At 65.0% G+C, this 26,915-nt stretch carries 22 protein-coding genes and 1 pseudogene; 8 read left to right on the forward strand and 15 right to left on the reverse strand.

All coding sequences use genetic code 11. The features are described 5' to 3' along the window. Window positions 1–19: 19 nt before the first annotated feature. From QJT82_RS14885 to QJT82_RS14940, 12 genes and pseudogenes are all read right to left on the reverse strand, one after another. Complete coding sequence (locus QJT82_RS14885; protein WP_028340809.1) at window positions 20–559, reverse strand: hypothetical protein; 540 nt, start codon at window positions 557–559, stop codon at window positions 20–22. A 40-nt stretch (window positions 560–599) separates the two neighbouring features. Next, window positions 600–2,000 (reverse strand): dihydrolipoyl dehydrogenase, encoded by a 1,401-nt coding sequence (lpdA, locus tag QJT82_RS14890; RefSeq protein WP_028340810.1) that lies wholly within the window; start codon window positions 1,998–2,000, stop codon window positions 600–602. 84 nt (window positions 2,001–2,084) lie between these two features. After that, a complete protein-coding gene (locus tag QJT82_RS14895) occupies window positions 2,085–2,834 on the reverse strand; it encodes an SDR family oxidoreductase (protein ID WP_028340811.1) in 750 nt (249 codons plus the stop codon). Window positions 2,835–2,901: 67 nt separating this feature from the next. Further along, complete coding sequence (gene odhB / locus QJT82_RS14900) at window positions 2,902–4,149, reverse strand: 2-oxoglutarate dehydrogenase complex dihydrolipoyllysine-residue succinyltransferase (RefSeq protein ID WP_028340812.1); 1,248 nt, start codon at window positions 4,147–4,149, stop codon at window positions 2,902–2,904. A 165-nt stretch (window positions 4,150–4,314) separates the two neighbouring features. Beyond that, a complete protein-coding gene (locus QJT82_RS14905; protein ID WP_028340813.1) occupies window positions 4,315–7,275 on the reverse strand; it encodes a 2-oxoglutarate dehydrogenase E1 component in 2,961 nt (986 codons plus the stop codon). A gap of 254 nt (window positions 7,276–7,529) precedes the next feature. Next, window positions 7,530–8,411, reverse strand: coding sequence for a succinate--CoA ligase subunit alpha (gene sucD / locus QJT82_RS14910; protein ID WP_028340814.1), 882 nt, complete (start codon window positions 8,409–8,411; stop codon window positions 7,530–7,532). Between the two features lie 38 nt (window positions 8,412–8,449). After that, window positions 8,450–8,926, reverse strand: coding sequence for a DUF1579 family protein (locus QJT82_RS14915; protein WP_028340815.1), 477 nt, complete (start codon window positions 8,924–8,926; stop codon window positions 8,450–8,452). A gap of 2 nt (window positions 8,927–8,928) precedes the next feature. After that, window positions 8,929–10,126 (reverse strand): annotated as a pseudogene (sucC, locus tag QJT82_RS14920) (ADP-forming succinate--CoA ligase subunit beta). A 161-nt stretch (window positions 10,127–10,287) separates the two neighbouring features. After that, a complete protein-coding gene (gene mdh / locus QJT82_RS14925) occupies window positions 10,288–11,256 on the reverse strand; it encodes a malate dehydrogenase (RefSeq protein WP_028336306.1) in 969 nt (322 codons plus the stop codon). A gap of 223 nt (window positions 11,257–11,479) precedes the next feature. Beyond that, window positions 11,480–12,667 (reverse strand): cell division protein ZapE, encoded by a 1,188-nt coding sequence (zapE, locus tag QJT82_RS14930; RefSeq protein ID WP_028340817.1) that lies wholly within the window; start codon window positions 12,665–12,667, stop codon window positions 11,480–11,482. Window positions 12,668–12,888: 221 nt separating this feature from the next. After that, a complete protein-coding gene (gene thpR, locus QJT82_RS14935) occupies window positions 12,889–13,425 on the reverse strand; it encodes an RNA 2',3'-cyclic phosphodiesterase (RefSeq protein ID WP_028340818.1) in 537 nt (178 codons plus the stop codon). Window positions 13,426–13,591: 166 nt separating this feature from the next. After that, window positions 13,592–14,221, reverse strand: coding sequence for an arylesterase (locus tag QJT82_RS14940; protein ID WP_245288721.1), 630 nt, complete (start codon window positions 14,219–14,221; stop codon window positions 13,592–13,594). Between the two features lie 85 nt (window positions 14,222–14,306). Between QJT82_RS14940 and QJT82_RS14945 the strand changes: the two genes are divergently transcribed. The 3 genes from QJT82_RS14945 (at window position 14,307) to QJT82_RS14955 (ending at window position 18,636) form a co-directional block, all read left to right on the forward strand. Next, window positions 14,307–15,026 carry an ABC transporter ATP-binding protein gene (locus QJT82_RS14945; RefSeq protein ID WP_028340820.1) on the forward strand — a complete coding sequence of 240 codons (720 nt, stop codon included), beginning with the start codon at window positions 14,307–14,309 and terminating at the stop codon, window positions 15,024–15,026. 13 nt (window positions 15,027–15,039) lie between these two features. Continuing rightward, complete coding sequence (locus tag QJT82_RS14950; RefSeq protein ID WP_028340821.1) at window positions 15,040–17,610, forward strand: ABC transporter permease; 2,571 nt, start codon at window positions 15,040–15,042, stop codon at window positions 17,608–17,610. A gap of 234 nt (window positions 17,611–17,844) precedes the next feature. Next, window positions 17,845–18,636 (forward strand): Bax inhibitor-1/YccA family protein, encoded by a 792-nt coding sequence (locus QJT82_RS14955; RefSeq protein ID WP_021078796.1) that lies wholly within the window; start codon window positions 17,845–17,847, stop codon window positions 18,634–18,636. Window positions 18,637–19,028: 392 nt separating this feature from the next. Here the strand turns inward: QJT82_RS14955 and QJT82_RS14960 are convergent, their stop codons facing one another. The 3 genes from QJT82_RS14960 to acnA form a co-directional block, all read right to left on the reverse strand. Further along, entirely contained in the window at window positions 19,029–19,400 is a 372-nt protein-coding gene (locus tag QJT82_RS14960) for a DUF2794 domain-containing protein (RefSeq protein ID WP_028340822.1), read from the reverse strand. Window positions 19,401–19,943: 543 nt separating this feature from the next. Then, a complete protein-coding gene (locus tag QJT82_RS14965) occupies window positions 19,944–20,705 on the reverse strand; it encodes a DUF1223 domain-containing protein (RefSeq protein ID WP_028340823.1) in 762 nt (253 codons plus the stop codon). Between the two features lie 161 nt (window positions 20,706–20,866). Next, complete coding sequence (gene acnA, locus QJT82_RS14970) at window positions 20,867–23,587, reverse strand: aconitate hydratase AcnA (protein WP_028340824.1); 2,721 nt, start codon at window positions 23,585–23,587, stop codon at window positions 20,867–20,869. Between the two features lie 240 nt (window positions 23,588–23,827). Here acnA and ccmA point away from each other — a divergent pair, with 240 nt between their 5' ends. The 5 genes from ccmA (at window position 23,828) to QJT82_RS14995 (ending at window position 26,736) form a co-directional block, all read left to right on the forward strand. Beyond that, window positions 23,828–24,430: a heme ABC exporter ATP-binding protein CcmA gene (gene ccmA, locus QJT82_RS14975; protein ID WP_028340825.1), complete on the forward strand. Its 603-nt coding sequence runs from the start codon at window positions 23,828–23,830 to the stop codon at window positions 24,428–24,430. Then, window positions 24,427–25,095, forward strand: a complete 669-nt coding sequence (gene ccmB, locus QJT82_RS14980; RefSeq protein WP_018269392.1) for a heme exporter protein CcmB — start codon at window positions 24,427–24,429, stop codon at window positions 25,093–25,095. The genes ccmA and ccmB overlap by 4 nt, the downstream gene beginning before the upstream one ends. Window positions 25,096–25,170: 75 nt before the next feature. Continuing rightward, window positions 25,171–25,962: a heme ABC transporter permease gene (locus QJT82_RS14985; RefSeq protein WP_028340826.1), complete on the forward strand. Its 792-nt coding sequence runs from the start codon at window positions 25,171–25,173 to the stop codon at window positions 25,960–25,962. 4 nt (window positions 25,963–25,966) lie between these two features. Next, a complete protein-coding gene (gene ccmD / locus QJT82_RS14990; RefSeq protein ID WP_028340827.1) occupies window positions 25,967–26,146 on the forward strand; it encodes a heme exporter protein CcmD in 180 nt (59 codons plus the stop codon). Further along, window positions 26,143–26,736, forward strand: a complete 594-nt coding sequence (locus QJT82_RS14995; RefSeq protein ID WP_028340828.1) for a DsbE family thiol:disulfide interchange protein — start codon at window positions 26,143–26,145, stop codon at window positions 26,734–26,736. The genes ccmD and QJT82_RS14995 overlap by 4 nt, the downstream gene beginning before the upstream one ends. The last annotated feature ends 179 nt before the right edge of the window (window positions 26,737–26,915 follow it).

The raw sequence follows: 26,915 nt of genomic DNA on the forward strand, positions 1-26,915 counted from the left end.
ACGGAATAGAAAGTTTTGATCAAAGAGGCTTACTGGTCTGGTGCACGCTTTTGCGGAAGCGCGCGATCACGCGCAGCGTGCGTGCCGCCCAGCCCTCGCCGTCGCCGCTGATCATCTCGCGAATGCGCCGCTTGATCGGCTCGACCAGCGCGGTGGCCTTGGCCCGCAGCGCCATCACGAAATTATAGAGCGCCTCGAACCAGGGCATCTCCAGCAGTTTCGGCCGCGTCACGTCGAACAGGAAGGCCGTCACGCCGACACCGACGAACTTGGCGAACAGAATCAGCGAGACCGCACTGAACCAGTATTGGTTCGCGAGCAGCCAGAGCCCGATCAGCTTGAGCGGAAACAGCGGGATGACCGGCACGACGAAGACGATCAGCGTCATCGCCGGCGACAGCGAATCGACCCGGTCGGCAAGCCATTGCTTGAGCGCGCGGAGCGGAATCCACGCGACCACCCGCGCCACGATCGGCTCGAGGTGGTCCCATAGCCAAGCCTCGATCAGGAAGACGATCGCAAGCAGGACCCAGAACGGCTGAAGCAGGCGGCGCAGCATCGCTATGATCTCAACCCGGCTGATGCCGGACGTTCGATCATCACATATGGATGGCGCGCTTGCCCACCGCAAGCGCGGCTTCCTTGATCGCCTCCGAACGGGTCGGGTGCGCGTGGCAGGTGCGTGCCAGATCTTCGGCCGATCCGCCGAATTCCATCAGAACGCAGGCTTCATGGATCATTTCGCCGGCTTCGCGGCCGACGATGTGGACGCCAAGCACCCGATCCGTCTTCGCATCTGCGAGAATTTTCACGAAGCCGTCGGTGGTCTGATTGACCTTGGACCGGCCGTTCGCCGTGAACGGGAATTTGCCGACGGTGTACGAGACGCCGGCCTGCTTGAGATCTTCCTCGGTCTTGCCGACCGACGACACTTCCGGCGTGGTATACACAACACCTGGAATGACGTCGTAGTTCACGTGGCCGGCCTGGCCCGCGATGATCTCCGCGCAAGCAACGCCTTCGTCTTCCGCCTTGTGCGCGAGCATCGGCCCGGCCACGACGTCGCCGATCGCATAGATGCCCTTCACGTTGGTCGAGAAGTGCGCGTCGATCTCGACGCGGCCGCGATTGTCGAGCGCGACGCCGGCTTCCTTCAGCCCGAGGCCCTCGGTGTAGGGCACCCGGCCGATGCAGACGAGCACGACGTCGGCTTCGATGGTCTCCGCGGCGCCGCCGGCGGCCGGCTCGACCTTGACCCGCAGCGTCTTGCCGGAGGTATCGACCGCGGTGACCTTGGCGCCGAGCTTGAAGACGAAGCCCTGCTTCTCGAGCATGCGCTGAAATTGCTTTGCCACCTCGCCGTCCATGCCGGGCAGGATGCGGTCGAGGAATTCCACGACCATGACGTCCGCTCCGAGACGCCGCCAGACCGAGCCAAGCTCGAGGCCGATAACCCCCGCGCCGATGATCAACAATTTCTCCGGCACCTTCTCCAGCGACAGCGCGCCGGTCGACGACACGATGCGCTTCTCGTCGATGTCGATGCCCTTCAGGCGGGCGATATCGGAGCCGGTGGCGATCACGATGTTCTTGGTCTCGACGGTCTCGGACTTGCCGTCGCCGGAGACCTCGACCTTGCCGGCACCGAGGATCTTGCCGGTCCCCTTGAGCACGTCGATCTTGTTCTTCTTCATCAAGAACTCGACGCCCTTGACGTTGCCGTCGATGCCCTGCTGCTTGAAGTTCATCATCGCGGGCAGATCGAGCTTCGGCGCCGGGACACTGACGCCCATCTTGGCAAAGGAGTGCCCGGCTTCCTCGAACATCTCGGAGGCGTGCAGCAGCGCTTTCGACGGCATGCAGCCGACGTTGAGGCAGGTGCCGCCCAGCGTCGCGTCCTTCTCGACGACGGCGACCTTCATGCCGAGTTGCGCCGCGCGGATCGCGCAGACATATCCGCCCGGGCCGGTGCCGATGACGACGAGATCGTAAGAAGCCATGATAGAAGGTCCTGTAGCTAAGCTCTGTGACAATTACGCGGGCGCGATCGTGACGGCAGACCGCCGCCCGCTCTTGATCGTGTGCTAGCGACCGCCCGACACGTCGAGGATCGCGCTGGTGACATAGGAAGCCTCGTCCGAGATCAGCCAGACGATGGCGTTGGCGATTTCATCGGCCGTGCCGACACGCTTCATCGGCACCATATGGGCAAGCCGATGCGCGCGATCGGGCTCGCCGCCCGCGGCGTGGATGTCGGTGTCGATCAGTCCGGGCCGGATGCCGGCGACGCGGATGCCCTCATTCGCGACTTCGTAGCCGAGGCCGATCGTGAAGGAATCGATCGCGCCCTTGGAGGCGGCATAGTCGACATAGGTGTTGGGCGCGCCGAGCTTTGCCGCGACCGAGGACAGGTTGACGATGACGCCGCCCTTGCCGCCATGCCTGGTCGACATGCGCTTCACCGCCTCGCGCGCACACAGGATGCTGCCGGTGACATTCACCGCCATCATCTGCTGGATGCGCTCGGCCGACATCTCGTCGACGCGCACGCCGCTCTTGCCGACGATGCCGGCATTGTTGACGAGCGCGCCGAGCGTGCCGAAGCCGTCGGCCGCCTTGAACAGCGCCAGGATGTCCTGCTCGCTGCCGACATCGCATTTCACCGCGATCGCCTTGCCGTTTTTGGCCTCGATCGCGGCGACGACCTCGTCCGCCGCGGTCTTGTTGGATGCATAGCCGACCACGATGCGATAGCCGCGCGCGGCGGCAGCGAGCGCGGTGGCGCGGCCGATGCCGCGGCTGCCGCCGGTGATGACAACGACCTTATCCGTCACTTTGATCCCCAAATGTGAGCACCCAACAGATCGCGGCGCCCAATCGGACGCCGCGCGCGATACGACCTTAGAGGTCCAGCACCAGGCGGGCCGGATCCTCCAGGCTCTCCTTGACGCGCACCAGGAAGGTCACCGCTTCCTTGCCGTCGATGACGCGGTGGTCGTAGGACAGCGCCAGATACATCATCGGCCGCACCTCGATCTTGCCGCCGACCACCATCGGCCGCTCCTGGATCTTGTGCATGCCGAGGATGCCGGACTGCGGCGCATTCAGGATCGGCGTCGACATCAGCGAACCGTAGATGCCGCCATTGGTGATGGTGAAGGTGCCGCCCTGCATCTCGTCGATCTTGAGCTGGCCGTCACGGGCGCGGCGGCCGTAGTCGGCGATCGACTTCTCGATCTCGGCGATCGACTTGTGGTCGCAGTCGCGCACCACAGGCACCACGAGGCCGCGGTCGGTGCCGACCGCAACGCCGATGTGATAGTAGTTCTTGTAGATCAGGTCGCTGCCGTCGATTTCGGCGTTGACCGCCGGAATGTCCTTCAGCCCCTGCACCACCGCCTTGGTGAAGAAGCCCATGAAGCCGAGCTTCGAGCCGTGCTTCTTCTCGAACGTGTCCTTGTAGAGGGCCCGCAGCTTCATCACCTCGGTCATGTCGACCTCGTTGAAGGTGGTCAGCATCGCGGCGGTGTTCTGCACGTCCTTGAGGCGGCGCGCGATGGTCTGGCGCAGCCGCGTCATCTTCACGCGCTCCTCGCGCGCGGCATCGTCGGCCGGCGAGGGCGCACGAACCTGCACGGCGGCGGCCGGCTGGTTGACCGGGGTCGGCGCCGAGGCGGCCTTCTCGATCGCGGCCAGCATGTCGCCCTTGGTCACGCGGCCGTCCTTGCCCGAACCCGGAACGGTGGACGCGTCGATGCCGCTTTCGGCCGACAGCTTGCGGACCGAGGGTGCCAGCGGCGCATCCGCCGGCGGCGCCTTCGGCGCGGCGGCAGCAGCCGGCGCAGCAGCGGGCGCCGGCGCGGCGGCCTTGGCGGGAGCAGCAGCAGCGGCGGCAGCGGGCTTGGCCGCAGCCGCGCCGTCATTGATCTGGCCGAGCAGCGCGCCGACGGCGACGGTCTCGCCGTCATTGGCGATGATCTCGCCGAGCGTGCCGGCGACCGGCGCGGGCACCTCGATCGTGACCTTGTCGGTCTCCAGCTCCACCAACGGCTCGTCCACCGCGACGGCTTCACCGGCCTTCTTGAACCAGCGGCCGATCGTGGCCTCGGTCACAGATTCGCCGAGCGTTGGAACGCGAATTTCAGTCATGGTCTTTTCCTCGATAACCCTGCGGTCGCAAAATTTGCGGTCGTGAAACTGTCCACCACTGCCCGCCAAAGCGAGCGATCCGGTACTCCGTGACGACAGCACTTCTGCTGGATGACGCGGGATACCGGATGCCCCGCTTTCGCGGGGCATGGTCAATGAAGGTCGTTAGTTCAGTGCGTCGTCGAGCAGCGCCTTGAGCTGCGCCAGATGTTTCGACATTAGGCCAGTCGCGGTTGCCGCCGATGCCGGACGGCCGGCATAGCGCGGACGCCTGTTGGGTGCGTGGATCTGGTTGAGCACCCATTCCAGATAGGGCTCGATGAAGTGCCAGGAGCCCATATTGCGCGGCTCCTCCTGGCACCAGACCACTTCGGCGTTCTTGAAGCGGCCGAGCTCCTGCACCAGCGCCTTCAGCGGCACCGGATAGAGCTGCTCGACGCGCATCAGATAGATGTCGTCGATGTCGCGCTTCTCACGCTCCTCATAGAGATCGTAATAGACCTTGCCGGAGCACAGCACGACGCGGCGGATCTTGTCGTCCGGCACCAGCTTGATCTTCTCGTCCGGCAGCATCTGCGCGTCATCGTACAGGATGCGGTGGAACGTGGCGTTCTTGCCGAGCTCCTCGAGCTGCGACACGGCGCGCTTGTGGCGCAGCAGCGACTTCGGCGTCATCAAGATCAGCGGCTTGCGGATTTCGCGATGCAGCTGGCGCCGCAGCACGTGGAAGTAGTTCGCCGGCGTGGTCGGATTGACCACCTGCATGTTGTCTTCGGCGCACATCTGCAGGTAACGCTCGAGGCGCGCGGAGGAGTGCTCCGGTCCCTGCCCTTCGTAGCCGTGCGGCAGCAGGCAGACGAGGCCCGACATGCGCAGCCACTTGCGTTCGCCCGACGAGATGAACTGGTCGAACACCACCTGCGCGCCGTTGGCAAAGTCGCCGAACTGCGCTTCCCAGAGCGCCAGCGCGTTCGGCTCGGCCAGCGAGTAACCGTATTCGAAGCCGAGCACCGCCTCTTCCGACAGCAGCGAGTTGATGACCTCGTAGTGGCCGGTGTCTTCGCCGCCGAGATGGTTGAACGGCGTGTAGCGGCTCTCGTCCTCCTGGTCGATCAGCACCGAATGGCGCTGCGAGAAGGTGCCGCGCTCGGAATCCTGCCCGGACAGGCGCACATGATGGCCTTCCTGCAGCAGCGTGCAGAACGCCAAGGCCTCACCGGTGGCCCAGTCGATCCCGACACCGCTGTCGATCGCCTTGGCGCGATTGTCGAGGAAGCGCTGGATGGTGCGGTGGACGCGGAAGCCGTCCGGCACCCTGGTGATCTTGCGGCCGATGTCCTTGAGCACCGTAAGGTCGACGCCGGTGACGCCGCGGCGGGCGTCTTCTTCCTGGTCGGCGATCTTGAAGCCCGCCCACTTGCCGTCGAGCCAGTCGGCCTTGTTCGGCTTGTAGCCGGCGCCGGCTTCGAGCTCGGCGTCGAGCCGCGCGCGCCAGTCGGCCTTAGCCTTCTCGACCTCGCCCTCGGTCAACACGCCGTCAGCGACCAGCCGCTTGGCGTAGATCTCCAGCGTTGACGGGTGAGAAGCGATCTTCTTGTACATCACCGGCTGGGTGAACGCCGGCTCGTCGCCCTCGTTGTGGCCGTGGCGCCGGTAGCAGAACATGTCGATGACGACCGGCTTGTGGAATTTCTGCCGGAATTCGATCGCGACCTTGGCCGCGAACACCACGGCCTCCGGATCGTCGCCATTCACGTGGAAGATCGGCGCATCGATCATCTTCGCCACGTCGGACGGATAGGGCGATGAGCGCGAGTAGCGCGGATAGGTGGTGAAGCCGATCTGGTTGTTGACGATGAAGTGCAGCGAGCCGCCGGTGCGGTAGCCCTTCAGATCCGACAGGCTGAAGCATTCCGCCACCACGCCCTGGCCCGCGAAGGCCGCGTCGCCGTGCATCAGCAGCGGCAGGACGGAGATGCGCATATCCGGCGGATCGCCGTGCTGGTCCTGCTTGGCGCGCACCTTGCCCATCACGACCGGATCGACGATTTCCAGATGCGACGGATTTGCGGTCAGCGACAAATGGATGTTGTTGCCGTCGAACTCGCGGTCCGAGGAGGCGCCGAGGTGATACTTGACGTCGCCGGAGCCTTCGACCGAATCCGGATTGGCCGAACCGCCCTTGAATTCATGGAACAGCGCACGGTGCGGCTTGCCCATCACCTGGGTCAGCACGTTGAGGCGGCCGCGATGCGGCATGCCGACCACGATCTCCTTCACGCCGAGATTGCCGCCGCGCTTGATGATCTGCTCGAGCGCCGGGATCAGCGATTCACCGCCGTCGAGGCCGAAGCGCTTGGTGCCGGTGAACTTGGTGTCGCAGAACTTCTCGAAGCCGTCCGCCTCGATCAGCTTGTTGAGGATCGCGCGGCGTCCCTCGGGCGTGAACGAGATCTCCTTGTCCGGCCCCTCGATGCGCTCCTGGATCCACGCCTTCTGGGCGGCGTTGGAGATATGCATGAACTCGACGCCGAGCGTCTGGCAGTAGGTGCGCTCGCAAATCTGCACGATCTCGCGCAGCGTGCCGTATTCGAGGCCGAGCACGTGGTCGAGGAAGATCTTGCGATCGAAGTCCGCCTCGGTGAAGCCGTAGGAGCGCGGATCGAGCTCCTCGCGGTCGCGCGGCGCCTCGATGCCGAGCGGATCGAGCTTGGCGTGGAAATGGCCGCGCATGCGGTAGGCGCGGATCAGCATCAGCGCGCGAACCGAATCGCGGGTGGCCTGATGGACGTCGGCATCGGACAGCTCGGCGCCCTTGGCCTGCGCCCTGGCCGCGAGCTTGGTGCCGACCGCCTTCTCGACCTGGGCCCAGTTGCCGTCGAGCGCGGAGGTCAGTTCGTCGCGCGGCGTCACCGGCCAGTTGTCGCGGCCCCACGAGGCGCCCTCGGCGTTCTTCTGGACGTCGGCCGGGGCGTCCTTCAGGCTTTTGAAGAAATCCTGCCATTCGGCGTCGACCGACGACGGGTCCTGCTCGTAGCGGGCGTAGAGGTCGTCGATGTAGGCGGCGTTGGTGCCCTGCAGGAATGATGAGAGTGCAAAAGCGGCGTTCGCGTCTTGGCGAGACATGGGCAGTCCTGGTGATTTTTTCGGTTCGCGCGTAGGAGACGGCGCTGATGCCGGTCTGGAAGTGCGCCGGCTGGATTGATACCCTTTACCCTATCTAGGACAGATATTCCTGCCTAAAAGAACTAAGAAATGAACTTATTTTCATTTTTTAGTGATCGGTATTCTGGCGATAAAACGCAATGAAAAAGCGGGTTCCCCAAGGGAAACCCGCCCGAAACACGCCAAATCTGGAAGGGAACTTCGCCGGACGGCGGTTACTTCAGCATCTCCGCGAGCGTGTGCCCGAGGCGCGCCGGCGACGGCGACACCCTGATGCCGGCGGCTTCCATCGCCGCCGTCTTGGAACCGGCGTCGCCCTTGCCGCCCGAGATGATCGCGCCGGCATGGCCCATGCGGCGGCCGGGAGGTGCGGTGACACCGGCAATGAAGCCGACCATCGGTTTCTTGCGGCCGCGCTTGGCCTCGTCCTTGAGGAACTGGGCGGCGTCTTCCTCGGCCGAGCCGCCGATTTCGCCGATCATCACGATCGACTTGGTCTTCTCGTCGGCCAGGAACATCTCCAGCATGTCGATGAACTCGGTGCCCTTGACCGGGTCGCCGCCGATGCCGACCGCGGTGGTCTGGCCGAGGCCCTCCTGGGTGGTCTGGAACACCGCCTCATAGGTCAGGGTGCCGGAGCGGGAGACGATGCCGACCGAGCCGGGCTTGAAGATGTTGGCCGGCATGATGCCGATCTTGCATTCGCCGGCGGTCATCACGCCGGGGCAGTTCGGCCCGATCAGCCGCGACTTCGAACCCGACAGCGAGCGCTTCACGCGCACCATGTCGAGCACCGGGATGCCCTCGGTGATGCAGACGATCAGCGGGATCTCCGCGTCGATCGCCTCGCAGATCGCGTCCGCCGCACCCGGCGGCGGGACATAGACCACGCTGGCGTCGGCGCCGGTCTTCTCGCGCGCTTCGGCGACGGTGTCGAACACCGGCAGGTTGAGATGGGTCGAGCCGCCTTTGCCGGGCGCCACGCCGCCGACCATCTTGGTGCCGTAAGCGATCGCCGCTTCCGAATGGAACGTGCCGTTCTTGCCGGTGAAGCCCTGGCAGATGACCTTGGTGTTCTTGTCGATCAGAATGGACATGGTTCGAGATGCTTTCGCGAGACGATCAGTGAAGGGGTTCAGTGAACACGCCGGTACACGCCGGTGAGCACGTCGGCCCACCCTTCCGCGTCAGGCGAGAACTGGATTTTCATGTTGTAGGTGTCGTCGTCGACGACCTCGTAGACGTGACGGGCATTGCCGCGCAGCGAGCCGCGCACCAGGATCAGCGACTTGCCCGCCCAGCCACCGGACGCCGGTGACGGCGGGTAGTAGCCGAGCGAGTCGTGCCAGAACAATTTGTAGGCCCGATCGTCGCGGTCGTAGGTGAACACGCCGTGGGTGGCGAAGCTCTCCTTGCCGTCGCGAGTCTGCACGCTGTCCTGGATCAGGTAGAAGCCGTTGAGCGCGATGCGCGCAACGACGTGCGAGGTGGCCGGACCGCCCGCGGTCCAGCGCGACGGATAGACCATCTCTTCGCCGCTCCACTCGCCCGCAAACGCCGCGAGCTTGCGGTGTTCGTCCAGCGGTGTCGGAGCGTCGAGATGATCGGCCATCGTTAGCCTCCCTTGACGGCTTTCACGATCTTCTGTGCAGCGTCATCGAGGTTGTCGGCGGGCAGGACGTTGAGGCCGCTCTCGCGGATGATCTTCTTGCCCTGCTCGACATTGGTGCCTTCGAGGCGCACCACCAGCGGCACCTTGAGACCGACCTGCTTCACCGCGGCGACCACGCCCTCGGCGATCACGTCGCACTTCATGATGCCGCCGAAGATGTTGACCAGGATGCCCTTCACGTTCGGATCGGCGGTGATGATCTTGAACGCGGCCGCGACCTTCTCCACGCTGGCGAAGTCGGAGGCCAAGCGGTCTTAGGAAGACAAATATGTCTGGCAACTCCTTGGCTCACAGAACGACATGGCTACGATCCGACTTGTTGACCATGCAGCCGATCGTGCCGTCGAGCGCGACGTAGTTGAGGTCGTATTTCGACGCCTCGATCTCCTTGGCGTCTTCCTCGGTCTCGTCGCGCAGCGCGACCACGTCCGGATGACGATAGAGCGCGTTGCTGTCGAACGACACCTTGGCGTCGAGCACGCGCAGCTGGCCCTGCTTGGTGACGACGAGCGGATTGATCTCGAGCATCGCCATGTCCTTGGCGGCGAAGGCGGCATAGAGCTGGCCGGTCAGCTTCTCGGCCTGCTTGGCGAGATCGCCGGTCAGCTTCAGCGCCTTGGCAACCGTGCGGCCGTGATGCGGCATGATGCCGGTCGCGGGATCGACCGAGAACGAGACGATCTTTTCCGGGGTCGAATGCGCGACCTCTTCGATATTCACGCCGCCTTCGGTCGACACCACGAAGGAGATTTCGGAGGTCTCGCGATTGACCAGGATCGAGAGGTAGAACTCCTTGTCGATGTCGGAGCCTTCCTCGATGTAGAGGCGATTGACCTGCTTGCCGTGCGGACCGGTCTGCACCGTGACCAGCGTCGCGCCGAGCATCTGCTTGGCGAATTCGCCGACCTCGGCGGCCGACTTGGCGATGCGGACGCCGCCCTTGTCGCCGGCCGATGCTTCCTTGAACTTGCCCTTGCCGCGGCCGCCGGCATGGATCTGGCTCTTCACCACCCAGATCGGGCCGGGCAGCTGCTTGGCCGCCGCGTCGGCCTCTTCCGGCTTCAGCACCGGCACGCCGCGCGAGATCGGCACGCCGAATTCATGCAGCAAAGCCTTGGCCTGGTATTCGTGGATATTCATGGAAAGACGCTCCCAAACCCTCGTGCGGCGACCTTTTACGTCAGCCTTGAGACTGGCATACCATATACCAAAGCTCGCGCAACTAAAAAATCCGCCGGAATTTCATCGCCTTGCACCCGATAGACGATTGAAACCGCCTATCGGGTCATTGCCATTCGAGATTACTTGCCGAGCAGATCGGGCGCGATCTTCTTGCAGGCGTCGACCAGGCCCTGCACCGCACCGACCGACTTGTCGAAAGCCTCGCGGTCCTTGCCCGCCAGTTCGATCTCGACGATGCGCTCGACACCCTTGGCGCCGACCACAACCGGCACGCCGACATACATGTCCTTCACGCCGTACTCGCCGTTGAGATAGGCGGCGCAGGGCAGCACGCGCTTCTTGTCCTTCAGATAGCTCTCGGCCATCGCGATCGCGGACGCGGCCGGCGCGTAGAAGGCCGAGCCGGTCTTGAGCAGGTTGACGATCTCGGCGCCGCCGTTGCGGGTGCGATCGACGATCTCATCGATGCGCGCCTGCGAGGTCCAGCCCATCTTGACGAGGTCGGGCAGCGGAATGCCGGCGACGGTCGAGTAGCGGGTCAGCGGCACCATGGTGTCGCCGTGGCCGCCGAGCACGAAGGCGGTGACGTCCTCGACCGAGACGTGGAATTCGTCGGCCAGGAAATAGCGGAAACGCGCGGAGTCGAGCACGCCGGCCATGCCGACCACCTTCTTGTGCGGCAGGCCCGAGGCCTTCTGCAGCGCCCACACCATGGCGTCGAGCGGGTTGGTGATGCAGATGACGAAAGCGTCGGGCGCGTACTTCTTGATGCCGGCGCCGACCTGCTCCATGACCTTGAGGTTGATGGAGAGGAGATCGTCGCGGCTCATGCCGGGCTTGCGCGGCACGCCCGCGGTGACGATGCAGACCTTGGCGCCGTCGAGAGCTTCATAGGAATTGGCGCCGACCAGATTGGAATCGAAACCGTCGACCGGCGACGACTGCGCGATGTCGAGTGCTTTGCCCTGCGGCACGCCCTCGGCAATATCGAACAGCACGACGTCTCCGAGTTCCTTGAGGCCGACGAGGTGCGCCAGCGTTCCGCCGATCTGTCCGGAGCCAATCAGAGCAATCTTGTCGCGTGCCATGGGAAATCAGTCCTTTGAACTGTGTACGGGAGGGAGGGAAGTCGGTTGCAAGGGTGGTTATCCCTTTCGATTGATCCATTCAAGTCGCGGCCTGCCCGATTGCGGGCCCTGCCTGGAATTCGATCAGGCATGCCAGCAACATCCGCCCCGGAGACACGAAAAGTTGCTCCGAACCGGACCGCGCGCAAGACGGAATTTCAAGACGAAATTTCGAGGCTGAATTTCAGGTCTCGACCAGGCCGGTCGACGCGCCGCTCGCCGAGGAGTCCTTCCGGCCGTGCGGCAGCGCCAGGTAGGATTCCGAGCTCATCTCGATCAGGCGCGAGGACGTGCGCTTGAACTCCATCGCCTCGACGCCTTCGGTCGCAAGGTAAAGCGACACCGGATCGGCCTCGGCCGAGGCCATCAGCTTCACGGCATTGTCATAGAGCGTGTCGATCAGCGAGATGAAGCGCTTGGCGGCATTGCGCTCGGCGTAGTCCATCACCGGAATGTGGTCGATCAGGATCGTATGGTAGTCGTGCGCGAGCCTGAGATAGTCGGACGCGGCCAGCGGCTTCTCGCAGATGTCCATGAAGCTGAAGCGCGCGACGCCGTGCGCCGAGCAGGGCACGTTCAGGATACGTCCCTTGATCGGAATGAGGCGCGCCTTGCACGGGGCATTGCCGGTCATCTTGCGCCAGGCCGCGTTGAGCGCGGCATCGGCCGCGTCATCCGCGGGCACCAGCCACATCTTGACGCCGACGAGTTTCTCCAGCCGGAAGTCGGTGCGCGCATCGAGCCGCAGCACGTCCATGTGGTCGGAGATCTGCGCGATGAACGGCAGGAACAGCGCGCGATTGAGACCGCCCTTGTAGAGATCGTCAGGCGCAACGTTCGAGGTCGCGACCACCACGGTGCCGAGATCGAACAGCTTTGCGAACAGCCGGCCGAGGATCATCGCATCGGCGATGTCGGTGACGTGAAATTCGTCGAAGCAGAGCAGCCAGGCTTCGTCGAAGATTGCCTGCGCGGTGAGTGCGATCACGTCGCCGTCCACGATCTCGCCGCGCGCGATCTGCTGACGGTAGCCGTAGATGCGCTCATGCGCCTCGGCCATGAATTCGTGGAAGTGCGCGCGGCGCTTGTGCTCGACCGGGCTCTGCTGGAAGAACAGATCCATCAGCATGGTCTTGCCGCGACCGACCTCGCCGTGGACGTAGAGCCCGCGCGGCGGCTTGTCGTCCTTGTCGCCGCCGAACAGCCGCCCGAACAGGCCTTGCTTGCGCTGCGGCTTGTAGCTCGCGAGCCGCTCATCCAGCGCGCCGAACGCCTCGGCGGCGCGGGCCTGCGCGGGATCGGCCTCGATCGCGCCGGAGGCGACCAGGGATCTGTAGAGTTCGAGAAAGGAACTGGGCGAGGTGGACAACATGAGCCCACCTTACGGCCCTAGTGCGCGGCAAATTGCAAGTCGTGAATTGTGCCGGTGGGTATGCACTTTCCTCTCCCTCGCCCCGCTCTTGCGGGGAGAGGGCTGGGGTGAGGGGCTCTCACCACCCGACGCGCTCTATCGACGGACCTGTACCCCCTCACCCGGATCGCATCTTCGATGCGATCCGACCTCTCCCCGCAAGCGGGGCGAGGTGAAGAGGCTCACGCGCAGAGCGCGTAGGAATCCTCGACCACATAGGGGCCGCCGCCTGTCGACGCGCGCGACGAGAACAGCACGAAGCGGTCCGCCATGAAGCTGCGGCTCGGGAAGTAGCCGCGCACCGACAGATAATCCGCGACGTCCTGGCTCGAAGCGTCATGCAAACGCGCGAGCGTGATATGTGGCGTGAATTTTCTGCCCTCGGGATTGAGCCCCATCCGCTGCATCATCCGCTCGAGCTCGGCCTGCAGTTCGATCAGCGGCCGACTGGGCTCGACGGCGGCAACCACCGCGCGCGGCTTGCGTCCGCCGAAGCTCGACAGGCCTTGCAGTTTGACCTCGAACGGTTTTCGGTTCACCCGAAACAGCATCGTCGCGATCTCGTTGGCCCAGAGGCCATCGATGTCGCCGATGAAGCGCAGAGTGACGTGATAATTTTCGGGATCGATCCAGCGTGCGCCGGGAAGGCCGCCACGCAAATTGGAAAGTGTCTGGCCGATCTCGGCCGGAATTTCCAGTCCAGTGAACAGACGCGGCATCGCATTAATCCTCGATGCTTGGCGCGGGTTTTGGGAGCCCGCACCCTGTAACGGCCCGGTGACGAATCACCGATGCCTATTTGTACCCGAGATATGTGACTCTGCGAAGCATGACCCGTTAACAGCTCGTAAACCTACGGACACAACCCGGCTCGCTGCCTGCGTTTCAGCTGCGTTGCCCTGATATTGCGCCGAGAAATGCCTCCACCGTGGGCAGGATATTCTTCACGATGATGTCCACACCTTCCGCCTTCGGATGCATGCCGTCAGCCTGGTTGAGCTTGGCATCGGCAGCAACGCCATCGAGGAAGAACGGATAGAGCCGCACGCCAAGGGACTTCGAGAGATCCGGATAGATTGCGTTGAACTTCGCTGCATACTCACTGCCATAGTTCGGTGGCGCGAGCATGCCGCACAAGAGCACGGCGATCTTGCGCGCCTGCAACTTTGTGATGATGTCGGAGAGCGCGGCACGCGTGACGGCGGGATCGATGCCGCGCAACGCATCGTTGGCGCCGAGCTCGACGATCACGGCATCGGTTCCATCGGGCACCGACCAGTCGAGCCGCTCGCGGCCGCCCGAGGCGGTGTCGCCGGACACCCCGGCGTTGCTCATCTCGACCTTTATCCCCTTGGCTTCCAACGCCTTTTGCAGCCGGATCGGGAACGCCGCCGGGCCCGGGAGGCCGTACCCGGCGCTCAGGGAATCGCCCAGAACCACCATCTTGATCGGCTTCGCCGGGCCTTTCTCCGGCCCGTTCTCCAGTCTTGGCGTCTGCGCGCTGGCCGCCGTCATCAAGCCCATAAGCAACACGAGTATGTGCACGAAGATTCTCAACCGGCCCTCGACCGCAGCCGCGGAAGTGCCATATGACCGAACCATGGACAGTCTCATCGAACCCTCTTCACTGACCGACGTCGAGCCGGACACCATTGCCGTCAGGAACGTCAATCTCTCGCTCGGCACCGGCGCGGCACGGGTCCATATCCTCAAAGATATCAGCCTTCGTGTGGCGGCGGGTGAGGCCATCGGCCTGATCGGCCCGTCGGGCTCGGGCAAGTCGACCTTGCTGATGGTGATGGCGGGGCTCGAACGTCCTGACAGTGGAGAAGTGGTCGTCAACGGCACCTCGTTCAATGCCCTCGATGAAGATGCGCTGGCGCGCTTCCGCGGCCGCCAGGTCGGCATCGTCTTCCAGTCGTTCCATCTGATCCCGACCATGACGGCGCTGGAGAATGTCGCGGTGCCGCTCGAACTCGCCGGCAATCCCGATGCGGCCGCGCGCGCTGCGCAGGAGCTGCAATCGGTCGGGCTCGGCGAGCGCCTGCATCACTATCCGACGCAACTCTCCGGCGGCGAGCAGCAGCGCGTCGCGATCGCGCGCGCGCTCGCGCCCGATCCCGCGATCCTCGTTGCCGACGAGCCGACCGGGAATCTCGACGAGACGACGGGCAAGCAGATCGTCGACCTGCTGTTCACCAAGCACGACGAGCGCGGCATGACGCTGGTGCTGGTGACGCACGATCTCGCGCTCGCGCAGCGCTGCGACCGCGTCGTGCGGCTGCGCTCCGGCCGCATCGACGGACAATCAACTACATGAGCTTTGCCACCACATGAGCATTGCGTCAGAAGTCGCGCTGCAGGGCCGCGCGTCGTCGCTTGCCTTCCGTTACGCGCTGCGCGAATTGCGCGGCGGCCTGCGCGGCTTCTACGTGTTCATCGCCTGCATCGCGCTCGGCGTGATGGCGATTGCCGGCGTCGGCTCGGTCGCCGCCAGCCTCGGCGACGGCCTGTCGCGCGAGGGACGCACGCTGCTCGGCGGCGACGCCGCGTTCTCGCTGATCTCGCGCGAGGCCAAGCCCGGCGAGGTCGCCTATCTGCGCACGCGCGGCGAGGTTTCGATCGCGGCCACGCTGCGTGCGATGGCGCGCAGCAATGACGGCAAGCTGGCGCTGGTCGAGCTCAAGGCGGTCGACGGCAAATATCCGATGCTCGGCGAGCTGACGCTCGAGCCGAACATGCCGGTCGCCGATCTGCTCGCCGAACGCGACGGCGCCTATGGCGCGGCCGCCGATTCGACGTTGCTGGCGCGGCTCGACCTGAAGCTCGGCGACCACGTCACCATCGGCAGTGCGACCTACCAGATCCGCAGCGTGGTGGTGGCCGAGCCCGACAAGCTCGCCGGCGGCGTCGGCCTCGGTCCGCGCTTCCTGATCAGCGAAGCCAGCCTGCACGCCACCGACCTGCTGCAACCGGGCAGCCTGGTGCGCTGGATCTACCGGGTGAAACTGCCCGACGGCGCCAACGACGATCGCGCCACCACCGCGCTGATCGACGGCGCGCGCAGTGCCGCGCCGGAGGCCGGCTGGGAGGTCCGCAGCCGCAGCAATGCCTCACCGCAGCTCGAGCGCACCATCAGCCGCTTCACCCAGTTCCTGACCCTGGTCGGCCTCGCGGCGCTGCTGGTCGGCGGTGTCGGCGTCGCCAACGCGGTGAAGAGCCATATCGACCGGCGCCGCGACGTCATCGCTTCGTTCAAGGCGCTCGGCGCCACCGGCCGCGACGTCTTCACGATCTACTGCACGCAGGTGGTGGTGCTGGCCGGGATCGGCTCGGTGATCGGGCTCGTGCTCGGCGCCGCGCTGCCCTTCGTCATCGTCGGCCTGTTCGGCAAGCTGCTGCCGCTGCCGGTGGTGCCCGCGCTGCATCCCGACGAGCTGGCGCTGTCCTTCATCTACGGCCAGCTCACCGCGCTGGCGTTCGGGCTGTGGCCGCTCGGCCGCGTGCATGACGTGCCGGTCGCCGCGCTGTTCCGCGAGACCGTCACCAGCGAGTGGCATCGCCCGCGCTGGAGCTATCTGGCGCTGATGGCCGTGGTGATCGCGCTCCTGATCGGCGTCGCGATCGGGCTTGCCTATGACAAGCGGGTCGCCGCCGTGTTCGTCGCCTCGTCGATCGCGGTGTTCCTGCTGTTGCGCGGAATCGCCGAGCTCCTGATGGCGGTGGCGCGGCGGCTGCCGCGCAGCCGCATGACCATGCTGCGGCTCGCGATCGCCAACATCCACCGGCCGGGCGCGCTGACGCCGTCGGTGGTGCTGTCGCTGGGGCTGGGGCTCGCGGTGCTCGTCACCATCACCCAGATCGACGGCAATCTGCGCCGACAATTCCTCGCCGCCCTGCCCGAGCGGGCGCCGTCGTTCTTCTTCATCGACATCCCCTCCACCGAAGCCGACCGCTTCAATGCCTTCCTGGCCAAGATCGCCGCCGGCTCGACCGTCGAGGACGTGCCGATGCTGCGCGGGCGCATCGTGGCCGCGCGCGGCGTCAAGGCCGACCAACTCAAGCCGTCCGTCGATTCGGAATGGGTGCTGCAGAGCGACCGCGGCCTGACCTATACCGGCGAAATTCCCAAGGGCTCGAAGATCGTCGAGGGCGAATGGTGGGGGCCGGACTACAGCGGGCCTCCGCTGGTCTCGATGGAGAAGAAGATCGCCGACGGCCTTTCCCTGAAGATCGGCGACGAGATCGTGGTCAACGTGCTCGGCCGCGACGTGCCGGCGAAGATCGCCAACCTGCGCAACATCGACTGGCAGGGCCTCGGCATCAATTTCGTGCTGGTGTTCTCGCCGAATGCCTTCAAGGGCGCGCCGCACAGCCATGTCGCGACCCTGACGGAACCACACGCCGATTCCGCCGACGACGCGCGCATCATCAAGCAGGTCGCCGACGCGTTCCCGATGGTGACCAGCGTGCGGGTCCGCGAGGCGCTGGAGACGGTCGGCAGCGTCGTCAGCAATCTGGTGCTGGCGATCCGCGGCGCCAGCGCCGTGACCCTGATCTCGGCGATCCTGGTGCTCGGCGGCGCGCTCGCGGCCGGACACCGCCACCGCGTCTATGACGCCGTGATTCTCAAGACGCTCGGCGCCACGCGGGTGCGATTGCTCGGCGCCTACGCGCTGGAGTATCTGATGATCGGTTTTGCAACCGCTGTGTTCGGGGTGATCGCCGGCTCGATCGCGGCCTGGCTGATCGTGACGCGGCTGATGACGCTGAGTTTTATCTGGCAGGCCGGCAGCGCCGCGCTGGTCGTGGTCGCCGCGCTGGTCGTCACGGTCGGACTGGGGCTCGCCGGGACGCTGCTCGCGCTAAACCAGAAGCCGGCCTCAGTGTTGCGGAATTTGTGACAAAATGTAGCGGCGCGAGCGCCGTTTTTGCCTGTAACGCTAGGGTAGAGCGACATTCGGCCGCGCGTGGAAGCTTGCGTCGGATGTGTTAATTTCCCACATACCAATCGGGTCGGATAGTCGGTTTGAATGACACGGAATTAATGTTCCGCAAACCGAGCCATCTGAGATAGATTTACGACCGGCGCCGCAAATCCCTTGCGCTCCACCGGGACCAACCACGGGAATTCGACCATGTCGGACCTAGACCGCAACTACGCTTCTCCTTTCGGCCGGGCCGCCGGGCGCATTGACGCTGCGGCCGTCGACGCCGGTCTGCGCGCCTACATGCTGCGCATCTACAACTACATGAGCATCGGCCTGGCCATCACCGGCCTCGCCGCGCTCGGCGTCTACATGGGTGCGGTGACCACCGACCAGTCGGCCGCCGTCGCCAAGTTCGGCAACGCCTATCTGACGCAGTTCGGCTACGCGATGTTCGTGAGCCCGCTGAAGTGGCTGTTCATCCTCGCCCCTCTGGCGATGGTGTTCGTCATCTCGGCCGGCATCAACCGCCTGCAGCCCGCGACCGCCCAACTCCTGTTCTGGGTGTTCTCGGCGCTGATGGGTCTGTCGCTGTCGTCGATCTTCCTGGTGTACACGCACACCTCGATCGTGCGCGTGTTCTTCATCACCGCGGCGACGTTCGGCGCGCTGAGCCTCTACGGCTACACCACCAAGCGTGACATGAGCGGCATGGGCTCGTTCCTGTTCATGGGTCTGATCGGCATCATCATCGCGAGCCTGGTCAACCTGTTCCTGGCAAGCTCGGCGCTGCAGTTCATCGTCTCGGTGGTCGGCGTGCTGGTGTTCGCGGGCCTCACCGCCTGGGACACCCAGCGGCTGAAGAACGACTACATCTACGGCTACGCCTCGCAGGGTGGCGTGATGGCAGAGCGGGCGGCAATCACTGGTGCGCTGTCGCTCTACCTGAACTTCATCAACCTGTTCACGCTGCTCCTGCAGCTGCTCGGCCAGCGCGACTAAGCGCCTCGAGCGGAACCGATCGATCCAGCCTTGCAATCCAAGCTCCGGCCATCCGGCCGGGGCTTTTTCTTTTGGGCGGGGCAGGATGTGGCGTAGCCCGGATGAAGCGCAGCGCAATCCGGGGCAAGTTCATCCATGGCTGCGACAGTCCCGGATTTCGCGAAGCCTGTCATCGGGCGCGCGTTCGCGCGACCCGTTGGCTCCATCCGGGCTACAAGCTTTTCGTTTGCGCGAGGCAAAAATAGTGGCGAGGCCGCGCGAGGGCCGCACAACTGCGCCGGCGGATTAGCGGATTTGTAGCCCGGATGAGCGAAGCGATATCCGGGGAAGCTGTACCCGGGTGGTGAGATCCTCCCGGATGTCGCTTCGCTCATCCGGGCTACGAGAAATCCCTACACCAGCGACAGCTTGCGGTCGATCACGAACAGCACGCGTTCGAGTTCATGGCCGCGGCGCAGGATCAGGCCGGTCGCGGAAATCACGCTGTACATGCCCTGCTTGCGCGCAAGCCGGGGGTCCTTCTCGATCCGGTAGATCGGCACTTCCGACGCGCGCCGGAACACCGAGAACACGGCACGGTCCTTCAGGAAGTCGATCGCATAATCGCGCCACTCGCCGTCGGCGACCATGCGGCCGTAGAGATTGAGAATGCGGTTGAGTTCAAGTCGATTGAAAGTCACGCGGTTGGGCTGAGGGGTCGCGGCGGCGGTGCGCGCCGCGGCACGACTCCCGCTCGGATCAGTGTCCTCCGAGATCAAACTCATCGAGCGCCTCCTGTCACCTCGGTGGCGATCGGGTTCCAAAGGCCCCTCTTCGGGATCGTCACGAGAGTGACATGATCGCGCTAAGCGAGCGGGCCCGCAAGGGGCCAATCGCAATGCAACCGGGCCTTAACCACGGCCGCGCGCGGCGGATTGTCCGGAAAACCGCAGAGTCACGGGAACGTTAGCGGAATCATATTGCTGCCCCACTTCCGCCCATCGCCCGCCCCGCTGCCCTGCGAAAAGGAAATCCTGCGTTGGCCCGGTCCTTTCGGTTCCGGATTCCTCAGCCCCCAGCCCCCCGGGGCCGTCGGGATCGGGCCTGTTCGCAGGGGAGTTAAATCCCAACACTGGGCCAACGAAAGTTGGTCCTTTTTGTTTTTGGGACCTGCGCAAGCTGGACGCGCGCAAAACCCCGGCGCTTTCCTTTCGGCAAATCACTGAATGCAGGTTCGTCGCCATGCGCGGCTGCACGACAACATGCGTGCGGTCCAACGGCGCGCCACGGGCGGAAGCCGGCGCATCGCGCCTTACCGCAGCAAGGCTCTAGTGAAGCGAGGTGAAGGCAGCGCCGAGCATCGGGCCCGGCTTGTCGCGGTTGCCGTCCTGGACGTACACCGCCGCAGCATCGACACCGTCACGCGTGATGTTCTCCAGCGGCACGGTCCAGCTCCCGGACGAACCGTTCCAGTCACCGACCTTGAGGAGATTGCGCACCACGTTGTGGTAGGTGATCTCGCGGCCGCGGTTCTCGCCGCGCGCGATCGAGATCGGCACCGACTTCGAGATCGAGCAGATCCAGACCTCGCCGCGCGACACTGCGGGCGACTTCGACGCGGCGACCGACACGTTGATCTGCTTGCCGGTCAGCGTCATCGTCACCGGCACCGACATCACGCTGCCGCTCTTCTCGGTGTCCTTGATCGCGCTCTCGATGCTGGCGCGGTCGCTGCCGATCACATGCGCGGAGCCGTTGATCACGGCCTGTGGCGTGTAGACGTCGCGATCGCCGCGCACATGCGAATAGGCCTTCTGGCGCGCGCTGAAACGGGAATCGGCCAGGGTGTCCTTCCAGCCGAGATAGTCCCAATAGTCGATCGGCATGCTCAGCGCGATGACGTTGGGGTCCTTCGCGAGGTCACCGATGATCTTGTCCGCGGGCGGACAGGACGAGCATCCCTGCGAGGTGAAGAGTTCGACGACGGCACGCGGATCGGCGTGGGCGGGGCGGATGATCGCGACGATTGCGCAGATACCAAGGGCGCTGGACCATCGCGAGATAGAATTATAGGCCATCATCGCTGTCATACTGCGAACCAGTCGTGATGATTTCCATCCGTAATTGTACGGAGCATGAAGTCTGTCCCTGAACTTGCGTGCCCCAAAACGCGAGAAAGCGGCCTTTTCATAGGCCGCCTTCTTTTTAGTCGCTACTCACTAAGCGGTGAGGCACCGATCACAAATCCGCGTTAGGCCGCGAGTTTGCGCAGCACATAATGCAGGATGCCGCCGTTGCGATAGTAGTCGAGCTCGTCCAGCGTATCGATGCGGCAGAGCAGCGGCACATCCTTCTTGCCGCCGTCGGCGGAGACGATTTCGGCCGTCAGCGTCTGGCGGGGCTTCAAATCGCCCTGCAGCCCGCGGATCGTGACCTTTTCGTCGCCCTTGAGGCCGAGCGAGGACCACGACGTGCCGTCCTGGAAGGTGAGCGGAAGCACACCCATGCCGACCAGGTTGGAGCGATGGATGCGCTCGAAGCTCTGGCAGATCACCGCGCGCACGCCGAGCAGACGGGTGCCCTTCGCGGCCCAGTCGCGCGACGAGCCGTTGCCGTATTCGGCGCCGGCGAACACCACCAGCGGCACGCCTTCCGCCTGGTACTTCATCGCGGCGTCGTAGATCGACATCTGCTCGCCGTCGGGCCAGTGCTTGGTCAAACCGCCTTCCGGAATATTGCCGTCGGCGCCCTTCAGCATGAAGTTCTTGATGCGGATGTTGGCGAAGGTACCACGCATCATCACTTCATGGTTGCCGCGCCGTGTGCCGTACTGGTTGAAGTCGGCGGGGCGCACCTGGTGCTCGCTGAGGAACTTGCCGGCGGGCGAGGTCAGCTTGATCGAACCGGCCGGCGAGATGTGGTCGGTGGTGATCTTGTCGCCGAACATCGCGAGGATCCGTGCATCGACCACGTCGACGATCGGCTCCGGCTGCTTCTTCATGCCCTCGAAATAGGGCGGGTTCTGCACATAGGTCGAGCTCATGTTCCAGCGATAGGTCTCGCTTTCCGTGGTCTTGATCTTGCGCCAGTTGGTATCGCCCTTGAACACGTCGGCGTACTTCTTCTTGAAGATCGTCGCGGTGACGTACTTCTTCATGAAGGCGTTGATCTCCTTGGCGGTCGGCCAGATGTCCTTGAGGAACACCGGCTTGCCGTCCTTGCCGATGCCGAGCGGCTCGACCGCGAGATCCTTGGTCACGGTGCCGGCGAGCGCATGCGCGACGACGAGCGGCGGCGAGGCGAGGTAGTTCGCCTGCACGTCCGGCGAGACGCGGCCTTCGAAGTTGCGGTTGCCCGACAGCACAGCGGCGGCGACGATGCCGTTTTCGTTGATCGACTTCGAGATATCTTCCGGCAGCGGGCCGGAATTGCCGATGCAGGTGGTGCAGCCGAAGCCGACGAGGTTGAAGCCGACCTTGTCGAGATCGGCCTGCAGGCCGGAATTGGCGAGATACTCCGCCACCACCTGGCTGCCCGGCGCGAGCGAGGTCTTCACCCACGGCTTGGCCTTCAGGCCCTTGGCGGCGGCCTTGCGCGCCAAGAGGCCGGCGCCGATCAGCACGCTCGGATTGGAGGTGTTGGTGCAGGAGGTGATCGCCGCGATCACGACGTCGCCATGGCCGAGATCGAAGTCACGGCCCTCGACCGCAAAACGCTTCTGCTCGCCCTCGGGCTTCTTGTATTCGCCGACCAGCGCGGTCGCGAAACCGGTCGACACCGCCGGCAGCGCGATGCGGCCTTCGGGGCGCTTCGGTCCGGCCATCGACGGCACGACATCGCCGAGGTCGAGCGTCAGCGTGGTGGTGAACACCGGATCGGCCGACTTGGCGGTGCGGAACAGGCTCTGCGCCTTGGCGTAGGCCTGCACCAGCTTGACGCGATCGGCCTTGCGGCCCGAGGTCTTCAGGTAATCGATGGTTGCGGCATCGACCGGGAAGAAGCCGCAGGTCGCGCCGTATTCGGGCGCCATGTTGCCGATGGTCGCCTTGTCCGCGACCGAGAGATAGTCGAGGCCCGGGCCGAAGAACTCGACGAACTTGCCGACCACGCCGAGCTTGCGCAGCATCTGGGTGACGGTCAGCACGAGGTCGGTCGCGGTGACGCCTTCCTTGAGCTGGCCCTTGAGCTTGAAGCCGACCACCTCAGGCAGCAGCATCGACAGCGGCTGGCCGAGCATGCAGGCCTCCGCCTCGATGCCGCCGACGCCCCAGCCGAGCACGGCGAGGCCGTTGACCATCGTGGTGTGCGAGTCGGTGCCGACCAGCGAGTCGGGATAGGCGACCTCGAAGGTGCCGGTCTTCCGGCCGACCGTCATCTTCTCCTTCTTGGTCCACACCGTCTGCGCGAGATATTCGAGATTGACCTGGTGGCAGATGCCGGTGCCGGGCGGCACCACCGAGAAGTTCGAAAACGCCTTCTGGCCCCACTTCAGGAACTCGTAGCGCTCCTGGTTCTGCTTGTATTCCTCGGTGACGTTCTTCGCGAACGCCTTGTTGTCGCCGAAGAAGTTGACGATCACCGAGTGGTCGATGACGAGATCGACCGGCACCAGCGGGTTGATCTTCTCGGCATCGCCGCCGAGGTTCTGCATCGCGTTGCGCATCGCGGCGAGATCGACCACGGCCGGGACGCCGGTGAAATCCTGCATCAAGACGCGCGCCGGGCGGAACGCGATTTCGTGCTCGAGCTGGCGCTTCTTCAGCCACTTCGACACCGCAACGATGTCTTCCTTCTTGACGGTGCGGCCGTCCTCATTGCGCAGCAGGTTCTCCAGCAGAACCTTCATCGAATACGGCAGCTTCGAAATCCCCTTCAGTCCGTTCTTCTCTGCCTGGGGCAGGCTGTAATAGACGTAGGACTTGCCGCCGACCTTCAGGGTCTTGCGGCATTTGAAGCTGTCGAGCGAGGTCATGCGAGGAATCCCAATTCTCAGTTATACCCGGCAAGGGTAACTAAACACCGGCGATCGGCACTGGCCAAGGGATGGCCTGGGGTGGGTTGCGGCCGCCGATTGTGTGTGCTGCATCAAGTTCCGGGCTTATAGAACCTTTCTAGAAGCACCGCCACACCGACAAGCGTGCGACAGCGTTGCGCGACCCAAAAATTCTCACGCGGTAGCGAAAGATTTCAGAGGGCTGTGACAAGACGAACCATGCGGCTCTCGGGACGAAATCTGAAATGCGTGCGCGGCGGACGCGAGGTGTTTTCCGGCCTCGATCTGTCGGCCACGGCCGGCGAGGCGCTCGCCATCACGGGCCCCAACGGCGCCGGCAAGACCTCGCTGCTGCGCGTCCTCGCCGGGCTATTGGTTCCCGCCGAGGGTGTGGTCGCGCTCGAAGGCGGCGACGCCGAGCTCAGCCTGCCTGAGCAGGCCCACTATCTCGGCCATCGCGACGCCCTGAAGCCTGCGCTGAGCGTTGCGGAGAATCTGTCCTTCTGGCGGGAATTCCTCGGCGGCGAGACACAGGACGCCGGCGGCTGCCTTGCCGCGGTGGCGCTCGACCACGCCGCGCATCTGCCGGCGGCCTACCTCTCCGCCGGCCAGCGCCGCCGCCTGTCGATCGCGCGCCTGCTCTCGGTGCGGCGGCCGGTGTGGCTGCTGGACGAGCCGACATCGGCGCTCGATGCGGCCGGACAGGCGCTGTTCGTCGGGCTGATGCGCGACCATCTCGCACAGGGCGGCCTGATCGTCGCGGCGACGCACCTTCCGCTCGGCATCGATGCGCGCGATCTGCGGATGGGAGGCGTGCCATGAGCGCGCTTGGCGCCTTGATCCGGCGCGACATCCGCATCGCGCTGCGCGTCGGCGGCGGCGCGCTGATCGGCGTGCTGTTCTTCCTCACCGTCACCGTGCTGATGCCGTTCGCGGTCGGGCCGGATCTGGCGCTGCTGTCGCGGCTCGGCCCCGCCATCCTCTGGCTCGGCGCGTTGCTGGCGAGCCTGCTCACGCTCGACCGGCTGTTCACGGCCGACCACGAGGACGGCTCGCTCGACCTCATCGTGATGAGCCGGACGCCGCTGGAACTCGCCTGCGCGGCCAAGGCGCTGGCGCACTGGATCGCGGCGGGCCTGCCGCTGATCGTCGCAACCCCGGTGCTCGGCCTCCTGCTCAATCTCGACGGCACCGCGACGCTTGCGGTCGCCGCGACGCTGCTGGCGGGAACACCGGCGCTGACCTTCACCGGCATGATCGGCGCGGCCCTGGCGGTGACGCTGCATCGCGGCGGGCTATTGCTCGCGGTGCTGGTGCTGCCGCTGTCGATCCCGGTGCTGATCTTCGGCGTGGCGGCCTCGCAGGCCGCCATATCGGGGCCTTTGCCCTTTGGAACACCGTTCTCGATCCTCTGCGCGCTGTCGCTTGCCAGCCTCGTGATCGGCCCCTTTGCCGCCGCCGCGAGCCTGCGGCACGGGCTGGACTGAGATGAGCCCGATCAAATCTCGCCGAGGGGAATTCGGCCAATTGCCTGCGACACATCGGACGACTATCAGGGTGCCATGAAGCTGACCGCGACGCTGACCGACCTCGCCAATCCGACCAAGTTTCTGGCGCTGACCGCGCGCATCCTGCCGTGGCTCGCCGGCGTGACCGCGATCCTGCTCGCGATCGGGCTCTACCAGTCGGCGATGGCGCCCGACGACTACCAGCAGGGCGCCACGGTGAAGATCATGTTCATCCACGTTCCGAATGCGTGGCTGTCGATGTTCGTCTGGGGCGTCATGAGCGTGGCCGCGCTCGGCACGCTGGTGTGGCGGCATCCGCTCGCCGACGTCGCCGCAAAGGCCGCCGCGCCGATCGGCGCCGCCTTCACCTTCCTTGCACTCGTCACCGGCTCGCTGTGGGGCCGGCCGATGTGGGGCACCTATTGGGAATGGGATGCGCGCCTGACCTCGGTCTTGATCCTGTTCCTGATGTATCTCGGCCTGATGGCGCTGTGGCGCGCGGTGGAGGACCCGTCGCGGGCGGCGCGTGCGGCGGCGGTGCTCACTCTGGTGGGCGCGATCAACATCCCGATCATCAAGTTCTCGGTCGACTGGTGGAACACGCTGCATCAGCCGGCTTCGGTGTTTCGCGCCGGCGGGCCGACGCTCGACAAGGCGTTCCTGTGGCCGCTGCTGGTGATGGCGATCGCGTTTTCGCTGCTCTTCATCACCTTGCATCTTGCGGCGATGCGCAACGAGATCCTGCGCCGGCGCGTGCGCAGCCTGCAGATGATGCAGGCCAGCCGCGTCTCGTTCACGACTGGTTCGCGCGATCAAAGCGCGTCAAACGAAATTGGAGCGGCGTGACACGATGGCGCTTGGTCCCTACGCCTCCTTCATCGTGACGTCCTACGCGCTGGTCGCGGCGGTCGTGCTGCTGTTGATCGTCTGGATCATCGCCGACTATCGCCGGCAACAGGCGCGTCTCAGGGAGATTGAGGCCAGCGGCGTGTCGCGCCGCTCCGGCCGCAGCGCGGCGGATATCAGATGAGCGATCAGGCGACCAACAGCCCGCCGCAAGCCCGCCGCCTGCTGGTGGTGCTGCCGCTGGTGATCTTCCTCGGCCTCGCCGGGCTGTTCCTGCTGCGACTCTATGGCGGCGATCCCTCGAAAATCCCGTCGGCGCTGATCGGCCGGCCGGCGCCGCAGACCGCCCTGCCCGCGCTCGACGGCCTGGTGCGGGACGGCGCGCCTGTCCCCGGTCTCGATCCCGCCGCCTTCAAGGGCAAGGTCTCGGTCGTCAATGTCTGGGCGTCGTGGTGCGTGCCGTGTCACGATGAAGCGCCGCTGCTGACCGAGCTCGGCAAGGACAAGCGCTTCCAGATCATCGGCATCAACTACAAGGACTCGCCCGAGAACGCCCGGCGCTTCCTCGGCCGCTATGGCAATCCGTTCGGCATCGTCGGCGTCGACGGCAACGGCCGGGCCTCGATCGAATGGGGCGTTTATGGAGTGCCCGAAACTTTCCTGGTCGGGCGCGAGGGCACCATCGTTTACAAGCTGGTCGGCCCGGTGACGCCGGACAACGTCAACAGCGTGCTCAAGGCCGAGATCGAGAAGGCGCTCGCGGCGGGCAGCTAGCCGGAGCGGCTTCTTGGCCCTCACCTCTCCCCGTTCTTTACGGGGAGAGGTCGAAATTCGCGCGAAGCGGGAATTTCGGGTGAGGGGCTTTGGACGGTGTTTGTCACAAACTCCGAGCCTATCCGTGGAGAGACCCCTCACCCCAACCCTCTCCCCGCAAGAGCGGGCCGAGGGAGCAG

Origin of the sequence: Bradyrhizobium sp. Mp19, from assembly GCF_029952935.1 — a bacterium.
Classification (GTDB): domain Bacteria; phylum Pseudomonadota; class Alphaproteobacteria; order Rhizobiales; family Xanthobacteraceae; genus Bradyrhizobium; species Bradyrhizobium elkanii.